The 7,814-nt window shown below is 67.1% G+C and carries 6 protein-coding genes; 3 read left to right on the top strand and 3 right to left on the bottom strand.

Annotated elements, in window-relative coordinates:
- Positions 1–121: 121 nt before the first annotated feature.
- Positions 122–1,441 (bottom strand): diaminobutyrate--2-oxoglutarate transaminase family protein, encoded by a 1,320-nt coding sequence (locus F3J10_RS07595; RefSeq protein WP_025100645.1) that lies wholly within the window; start codon positions 1,439–1,441, stop codon positions 122–124.
- Positions 1,442–1,833: 392 nt separating this feature from the next.
- Here F3J10_RS07595 and F3J10_RS07590 point away from each other — a divergent pair, with 392 nt between their 5' ends.
- Together F3J10_RS07590 and F3J10_RS07585 are read left to right on the top strand one after the other, a co-directional pair.
- Complete coding sequence (locus tag F3J10_RS07590; RefSeq protein ID WP_167241798.1) at positions 1,834–2,814, top strand: cupin-like domain-containing protein; 981 nt, start codon at positions 1,834–1,836, stop codon at positions 2,812–2,814.
- Between the two features lie 754 nt (positions 2,815–3,568).
- Positions 3,569–4,303: a hypothetical protein gene (locus tag F3J10_RS07585; RefSeq protein ID WP_152554493.1), complete on the top strand. Its 735-nt coding sequence runs from the start codon at positions 3,569–3,571 to the stop codon at positions 4,301–4,303.
- Positions 4,304–4,346: 43 nt separating this feature from the next.
- On the opposite strand, the gene F3J10_RS07580 is transcribed toward F3J10_RS07585, so the two are convergent.
- Both F3J10_RS07580 and F3J10_RS07575 read right to left on the bottom strand, forming a co-directional pair.
- On the bottom strand, positions 4,347–4,694 hold the full coding sequence (locus F3J10_RS07580; protein WP_025100648.1) for an HrpB1 family type III secretion system apparatus protein: 348 nt from the start codon (positions 4,692–4,694) through the stop codon (positions 4,347–4,349).
- 40 nt (positions 4,695–4,734) lie between these two features.
- On the bottom strand, positions 4,735–4,962 hold the full coding sequence (locus tag F3J10_RS07575) for a hypothetical protein (protein WP_025100649.1): 228 nt from the start codon (positions 4,960–4,962) through the stop codon (positions 4,735–4,737).
- Positions 4,963–5,255: 293 nt separating this feature from the next.
- On the opposite strand from F3J10_RS07575, the gene F3J10_RS07570 reads away from it, so the two are divergent.
- On the top strand, positions 5,256–7,739 hold the full coding sequence (locus F3J10_RS07570) for a TonB-dependent siderophore receptor (RefSeq protein WP_240155433.1): 2,484 nt from the start codon (positions 5,256–5,258) through the stop codon (positions 7,737–7,739).
- Positions 7,740–7,814: the final 75 nt, after the last annotated feature.

Genomic DNA, 7,814 nt, shown 5'->3' with positions numbered 1-7,814 from the left:
CAGCGGGAAACCTTTCGATCGATAGCGACAACCGGCGGCCGCGCGGGTTCGCGCGGGCCGTCGATCCTTGACTCCGAACCCGCGCGCGAGACCGCGGGCTGGCTGGTGGGGGAGGGGCGGCTCAGCGGGCCGCGTGTTCGACGCTGGCGAGCGAACGCTCGAACAGCTCGAGCGCCTCGCCGATCTCGTCCTCGGTCATCACCAGCGGCGGCAGGAAACGCAGGACCGAGCCGTCGCGGCCGCCGGTCTCGACGATCAGGCCGTTCTCGAAGCACTTGAGCTTGATGGCGCGGGCCAGCGCGCCGTCGGGCGCGCCGGCGCGGCCCTCGCTGCCGGGGCGGGTGATCTCGACGCCGATCATCAGCCCGCGGCCGCGCACGTCGCCGATCGCGGCATGGCGGCCTGCGACGCCGCGCAGCCCTTCCACGAAGCGCGCGCCGAGCTTCTCGGCGCGATAGGGAATGTTGTCGCGCTCGATGATCCGGATCGCCGCGGCGCCGGCCACCATGCCGATCTGGTTGCCGCGGAAGGTGCCGGCGTGCATGCCCGACTTCCAGGTGTCGAGCGCCTTGTTGTAGACCACCACCGCGAGCGGGTAGCCGCCGCCGAGCATCTTCGAGAGCACGATCGCGTCGGGGATGATGCCGGCGTGGTCGATCGCGAACATCTTGCCGGTGCGGCCCAGGCCCGTCTGCACCTCGTCGACGATCAGCGGCACGTCGTGCCTGATGGTCAGCTCGCGCAGCGCGCGCAGCCATTCCACCGAGGCGGGGATGCAGCCGCCCTCGCCCTGCACGGCCTCGACGATGATCGCGGCGGGCTTGGCGATGCCGCTTTCCGGATCGGACAGCACGTTGTCGATGTAGTTGATCGACAGCGTGTCGGTCGACGAGCCGTCGGTGCCGAACGGGCAGCGGAAGCGATACGGATAGGGCAGGAAATGCACGCCCGAGGTGGCCATGCCGGGCGCGCGCTTGGCATTGAGGTTGCCCATCGCGGCCAGCGAGCCGGCCGTCATGCCGTGGTAGGCGCCATGGAAGGCCATGATGCTGGAGCGGCCGGTATGGTGCCTGGCGAGCTTGATGGCGGCTTCCACCGCGTCCGAGCCGCTCGGTCCGCAGAACTGGATCTTGCTCGATTCGCGCATGCCGACCGGCAGCTGCGAGATCAGCGTCTCGACGAAGGCGAGCTTGGCCGGCGTGGCGAGATCGAGGGCCTGCTGCAATTGCTGCGAATCGAGGTATTGCAGCACCGCTTCCTTGACCTCGGGATGGTTGTGACCCAGGCCGAGCGTGCCGGCGTTCGCCAGGCAATCGAGGTAGGCCTTCCCGTCGGCGTCGTAGATGCGGGAGCCTTGCGCGCGCACGAACATCTTGCGGAAGGTGTTGGCGTAGGTTCTCGCGTTCGATTCCACGCGTTGCAGATAGTCGAGAGTGTCCATGTGCGGTTGGATGCCAGACGAGAGGAGGGTTGGAAACCGGCGCATCGTGGAGCCGGGGGCATGCAAGACGGCTCTTGCAGCTTTTGCCTGGCGATTAGAGCATCGGCCCTCGCGAGTGTCTGTACGAGGAATGAGGGACATCGATCACGTGTGCCGTGGCAACCGGGGACACGCCCGCCCCGGGGCCGCGGGGCGGGCTTCGCTGTCACGGTTTGTCATGACAGACGATTCGCTGCTTCGATGGTCCAATGCCTGGCGCGACCGGTTGCTCTCGGACCGGGCGAGCAAGCTTGACTGTCGATGGAATCGCCGATCACCGGGTCCGTGCGAGCCGCGCGCATCGAGTTGCACCGCGAAGGCGCGTCCCGACGGGCCGCTACCAGGAACTTGTCATGACAGAGCGGAGTTACGTTCGGGTCGGGCCGTTCGAGGATCCGCAAGGCCTCGCGGGCGGGTCCGGCTACGAGCAGACCCGGGAGATCGATTCGCTGGATGCCAGCGAACTGACGCAGGAGGATTTCTTCCGGCACTACGTGATACGCAACCGCCCCTGCCGCCTGCGCGGCGCCGCGCTCGGCTGGTCCGCGCTCGACCGGTGGCGCGATCCCGATTACTTCAAGCGCGGCTCGAACGATCGCCGCTTCGAGATGCGCCGCTACCTGCGGCGGCCCGACGAGGCGCCGGCGGGCGAGGCCGAGGGCATGTCGCTCCACGAGATCCTGGAGCGGATGAAGCACACCGACGCGCAGTTCGTGGTCGAGGGCTGCGAGTTCGGCGAGGGCGCCTCGCTGGCCGACCTGCGCCAGGACATCGGGCGTCATACCTTCCTGGCCCGCGCCGGGCGGCCGCGCGCCAACCCGCCGTATCGCGCCAGCCTGTATCGGGGCTCGTGCTCCGACTGGTACCTGCTAGCGGCCGACGAGATGCTGCTGACCCAGGTGGTGGGCGCCAAGGAGATGCTGATCCTGCCTCCCGAGGACATCTCGTGGCGGGCGCTGCCGCAGCCGGCCCACGAGCCCGGCTGCCTGCTCGATGCCGATCTGCGGCGCCACGCGGAGTTCGCGCAGATCCGCCCTTATCGCGTGCTGGTCGAGCCCGGCGATGCCCTTTATGTCCCGATGTTCTGGTGGCATGCCGTCGAATCGGTCGGCAAGCAGTTCGGCGTGACGCTCGCGCGGGCCTTCGCCTCGCCCTTGCAGCGCTATGACGACCGCGGCGGCCGAGTAGCCGGAAGGCCGCCCGGGCGGCCCGGCGCCGCCGGCCCCTTCGCGTCCCTGATCGCGTCCGCGATCGGTTATGCCATCGTCCACACCATGATGCGCCGGCCGGCGACCTTGAGCCGATGCGCCGTGTTATCGAATTTACCGGGTTGAAGCGCGGCGGTTTTTATTGCCGCTTATTTTGTTATTTAGCGAGTTTAGAATTACTGAGGATTGAAACCGGGCTGCCTGGTTTGACGGCGATCAGGATTCAATTCCAGATATAAGTTATTTCAATTTGCTTTCAATCATCGGACCTCTGACGACGACTGCTGGTTTTTTCGCTGACCGTCATTTCGTCGACGAGCTCGAAAGATCGGTGAAATTCCTCGTGCGGCAAGGAATATAGGTGCTTTTTGTCGGCCACGCGATTTTCGTCCCCGCCTGACTCACGACGAGACGTATCGAGATGGCCGCGATCAGGCAATATGCCGGAATTACGGAATTATTTTGTTATTACGTTTTCCGGGGATTGTGACTGGTCGGTATGGCAGGGATTGATTGTTTTATAGCAATAATCAATTCGAAAGATAAAAAATTTCAATGGTGTCGATTATGTCGGGCACCTTATGATGTGCCCAGCCGACGCGGTGCGTGAAGAGAGAGCTTCACGGCGGGAACCGGAACACCATTTCGATGGCGGTTTCCACATCGGCTCGGCATGCAGTCTCGCCAGCGGGATATCGACTCGCGGGAGGCGGGCCGGATCAACGCGCAAACGTTGTCGCGCCGATCCGGACGTGCTTCCCGCCGGCGAGACAAGTCAAAGAAGCGGGTGCGTTGATGCAGTTTCCGAGGAGCGTGAGAAGTGGACAATTTTTTTGCAAAGATTGGGCAGGTGATCACCGATAGCGGGACCGAAAACTTCATGGCAGGGATCCACAGCCTGATCAATGACTACGTGCCGGTCGACGTGACCGAGGCAAGCAACTGGATTCTCGACGACAGGAACAAGACGGTGACAGCGGTGCAGCGCCTCGGCAGCTGGGGCGCGGACAACAATCTGAACGGCATCGGCAGGAGCGTGAGCATGGGGCGTGACGAGGCGCCCGATTCGTCGATCTTCGGCAAGATCGTCAATGCGGAGGATTCCCAACTGATTCACCTGAGGCCGCGGGCCGTGCCGGGCGAGGCCGAGGATTCCGGCGACAGGGTGTGCCAGTGCATCCTGCTCTATCACGAGGAGAACCGCCGGCATGTGATCTCCCTGTATCGCTCGTCGCGGCGTTCGCTGGATTTCTCGCTGCAGGAGCTGTCCGCGCTCAAGCAGTTGTCCGACGCGATCCTGCCGGCGGTCGGCCACCATGCACGCAAGAAGACCCAGAAGCCCAAGCGCGAGGCCGCGCCGGCCGCTCCGGTCGAGAGCCAGACCGCCCAGGTGCAGCGCAGCTTCGACGAGCGGTTGAGCCGGCTCGGCGTGACGCTGTCGAGCCGCGAGTACGAAGTCTGTCTCGCCCACCTGCTGGGCAATACCCTGCCCGCGATCGCGCGCCAGCTCAGCGTGCGCGAGAGCACCGCCGCCACCTACTTCCGGCGCGCCGGGATCAAGCTCAACCTGAGCGGGCGCCACGGCTTCGCGAAGTGGATGCTCGGCACCGCCTGAGCGCGCTCGCCTCTTGCCGCCGGCATGCGCCGGCGGCCTGTCTTCAGGCGCCGGCCGGCGCCTCCTCCAGCAGCTTGCGCATCGCCGTGGCGACGTGGGGATTCGCGTCGTCGGCGAGCCCCTGGGCGATGCCGCGCCAGAGCGGATCGTCGAGGAAGTAGAGCGCGAGCGCCTTCAGTTCCGGAAAGCGCTCGCCTTCGGCGCTGCTCGCGAGATGCAGCGCGTCGAGGTAGTCGCCGCGCTCGATGCAGGCGGACAGCCTCAGCGTCAGCGATTCGCGCGAGGCCGGCGCCTCGGCGTGCAACTGCTGCAGCAGCGCCTCGGCTTCGGCCTCGCGCCCTTGCTGGCGCGCCGCCTGCCAGGCGTCGTGGATCGTGCTGGGATCGGTCATGTCGGGAAGGAGCCGCGCGAGGCGGCTCGAATGGGCCTGCTCAGGCCTTGTGGAACGAGCCCGGAGGCATCTTCGAGAACAGGTCGGCCAGCGAGGCGTCCTTGGGCAGCGGGCTGCCCTTTTCCGCGATGCCCTTGCCCAGGCCCTGCATCAGGGCGCCGAGCGCCTGCATGCCGGCATCCTTGGGCAGCGCGCCGCCGCCCTTCTTTTCCTCGATGGCCGAGGCCAGTGCCGAGATATCGATCTTGCCGCTGATTGCGGTTGCCATGATTCCTCCTTGGGATAGACAGGCCAGGGCATTACAGCCGAGCGGGCCGCGCCGGTCCTCGCCGCGGGCGAATGCGCGGCCCGCGAGCCGAAACCGATAGCCGCCTGAAAGCCGGATGAAGACTGCCCGAAGGCCGCGCGCCGCCGGCCGGGCCGCCGGCGCGCGGCCGACCTTAACAGTTCCTTGACATCCGCCTCCCTAGAATCCGAATCGCAAACAACAATCATTTTCATTTACGCGTAAGGATCAGCATGTTGTCGTATCGGGGAAGGCGTGGCCGGCCGTCGGGCTTGTTGAGCGGGCTGCTGGGTACCACGCTCGGCATCGCCATGATGTCGGGTGCGCAGGCACAGACGCGAACGGAGCCGCCGGCGCCGTCGCAGGCACGAGCCGCAGCCGGCACGAACGGGGCGGCGGCGCAAGCGGCCGCGACGCCGGGCACCGCCGGGGCGACGACCCAGGCCGTCGCCCCAACCACGGCCGCCCAGGGCGGCGCCCAAACCACCGCCCAAGCCACCTCCCAAGCCACCGCCAAGGGCACCAGCCAGGCCGCCGCCGCGCTGCCGGCCATGACGATCCACGGCGGGCGCTCCGCCTACCAGGCCGAGTTCGTCCACTCGGAGCAGTTCACGCAGCCGATCCTCGACATGGCGCAGAGCGTCTCGGTGATCCCGAAGAAGGTGCTCGACGAGCAGCAGGCGCAGAGCCTGCAGGACATCCTGCGCAACGTGCCCGGCATCACCTTCACCTCGGGCGAGGGCAACCTTGGCTGGGGCGACATGTTCACGATTCGCGGCTTCTCGTCCGAGCAGAGCTTCACCGTCGACGGCATCCGCGATGCCGGGCTGGCGAGCCGCATGGACACCTTCGACACCGAGAGCGTGGAGGTCTTCAAGGGCACCGGCACCATCGAGTCGGGCGTGGCGGCGCCGGGCGGCAGCGTCAACCTGGTGACCAAGGAAGCGCACCTGGGCGATGCCTACCACCTGCAGGGTTCGCTGGGCAGCGCGAGCTACCGCCGCGTGACGGCCGATCTCAACAAGCAGCTGGGCGACAACACCGCGCTGCGCCTGAACCTGATGCGCCACGCCAACGACGTGGACGGCCGCGCGGTCACCAACTACGACCGCTGGGGCGTGGCCGGCTCGCTGGCGATGGGCCTGGGCACGCCCACCACGGTGACGATCGACTACCTGCACCAGCACGACGACAACGTGCCCGACGGCGGCATCCCGATCCAGCGCGGCACCGGCGGCGCGCCGATGCCGGGCGTGGCGCGCAACGCCTGGTACGGCGACCCGAACCTCTACACCGATCGCACCGAGACCAACCGCGTGACGGTGAAGGTCGCGCACGACGTCAACGACAACGTGCACCTGTCCAACATCACGCGCTGGGAGCAGACCGACCGCGTGACCGTGCTCTCGCCGGCGCGCTTCAACAGCACGGCCGGCACCTCGCTCGGCTACGTCGGCAGCGGGCCGTTGATCACCAGCGGCTCGGGCGTGCTCTCATACAGCGGCTTCGCGCCGGCCCCGATCGCCGGCGGCCAGGCGGTCCTGCGCGGCAACAACTTCGGGACTGCCAAGCGTTACGACATCCTCGCCAACGAGACCAACCTGAATCTCGCGTTCGACACCGGCCACGTGCACCACGACGTGGTGGCCGGCGCCGAGTTCTATCACGAGCGTTACGGCGACTTGACCAGCGTGGTGGACGGCCCCGCCTTCAATCCGGTGATGTCGCTGGCCAACCCCTACGGCACCAGCATGGGCTCGGTGCCGACCCTGGAAGGCGGCGCCGGCGACTACGCGGCCGTCAACGACGGCGGCGTCTACCTGCGCGACACCGTCACGCTGACGCCCAAGTGGATCGTCGACGGCGCGATCCGCTACGACCGCTTCTCGGTCAGGCAGGTGAACGGCGCGGCGGGGGCGCACACGATCCAGCGCAGCAACGACGGCGCCTGGAGCGGCCGCGCCGGCCTGACCTACAAGCCGGTGCCCTACGGCAGCCTGTATGCCTCCTACAGCCAGGCGACCCAGCCCTCGGCGGTGGGCGGCACCACCAACAACGTGATCTACGGCGACACCACCAGCCAGAGCGTGAAGCCCGCCACCGCCAAGACCTGGGAAGTCGGCACCAAGTGGGACCTGTTCGAGCGGCGCCTGTCGCTGACGGGCGCGCTGTTCCGCACCGAGCTGAGCGATTCCTGGGATTACGGCGACAGCACCACCACGGTGGTGCGCGAGCTGCCGCCCAAGCGCGTGGACGGCATCGAGTTGGGCCTGTCGGGCAACCTGACCGAGAAATGGACGGCCTTCGCCGGTTTCGCCGGCATGCGCGGGCGCATCACCAAGGGCGCCAACGCGGGCGCGCGGCCCGGCAACGTGCCGAACGCCACCTTCAACCTGTGGACCTCGTACCAGCTCACGCCGAAGCTCGCGCTGAGCTACGGCGTGCAGTACGTCGGCACGCGCCGTTACACCGACAACGCCTACGTGGGTGGCCAGAACAACAACAGCAGCACGGTGAACGGCCCGAACGGCAAGCACCCCGTGTACGTGGCCGACAACGAGAAGGCGCCGGCCTTCTGGCTGCATTCGCTGGCCGCGCGCTACGAGGTGGACAAGCACCTGACGCTGAGCCTGAACGTGCAGAACCTGTTCAACAAGTTCTACTACTCGGCGATCGGCGCCTCGCTCGACGGCTACCAGATCTACGGCGTGCCCGGCGCGGGCCGCACCGTGATCCTGACCGCCGACCTGAAGTTCTGAGCGGCGCGTCGCCGAGTCAATGACGGGCGGCCCCGCCCCCAGGGCGTGGCCGCCGTGTCGAACCAGCAAGGAGGA

This window comes from Burkholderia sp. Cy-637 (assembly GCF_011753175.1).
GTDB classification, from domain to species: Bacteria; Pseudomonadota; Gammaproteobacteria; order Burkholderiales; family Burkholderiaceae; genus Burkholderia; species Burkholderia gladioli.
The sequence above is the reverse complement of the archived record's forward strand: the minus strand, read 5'-3'. Positions and strand labels throughout refer to the sequence as shown.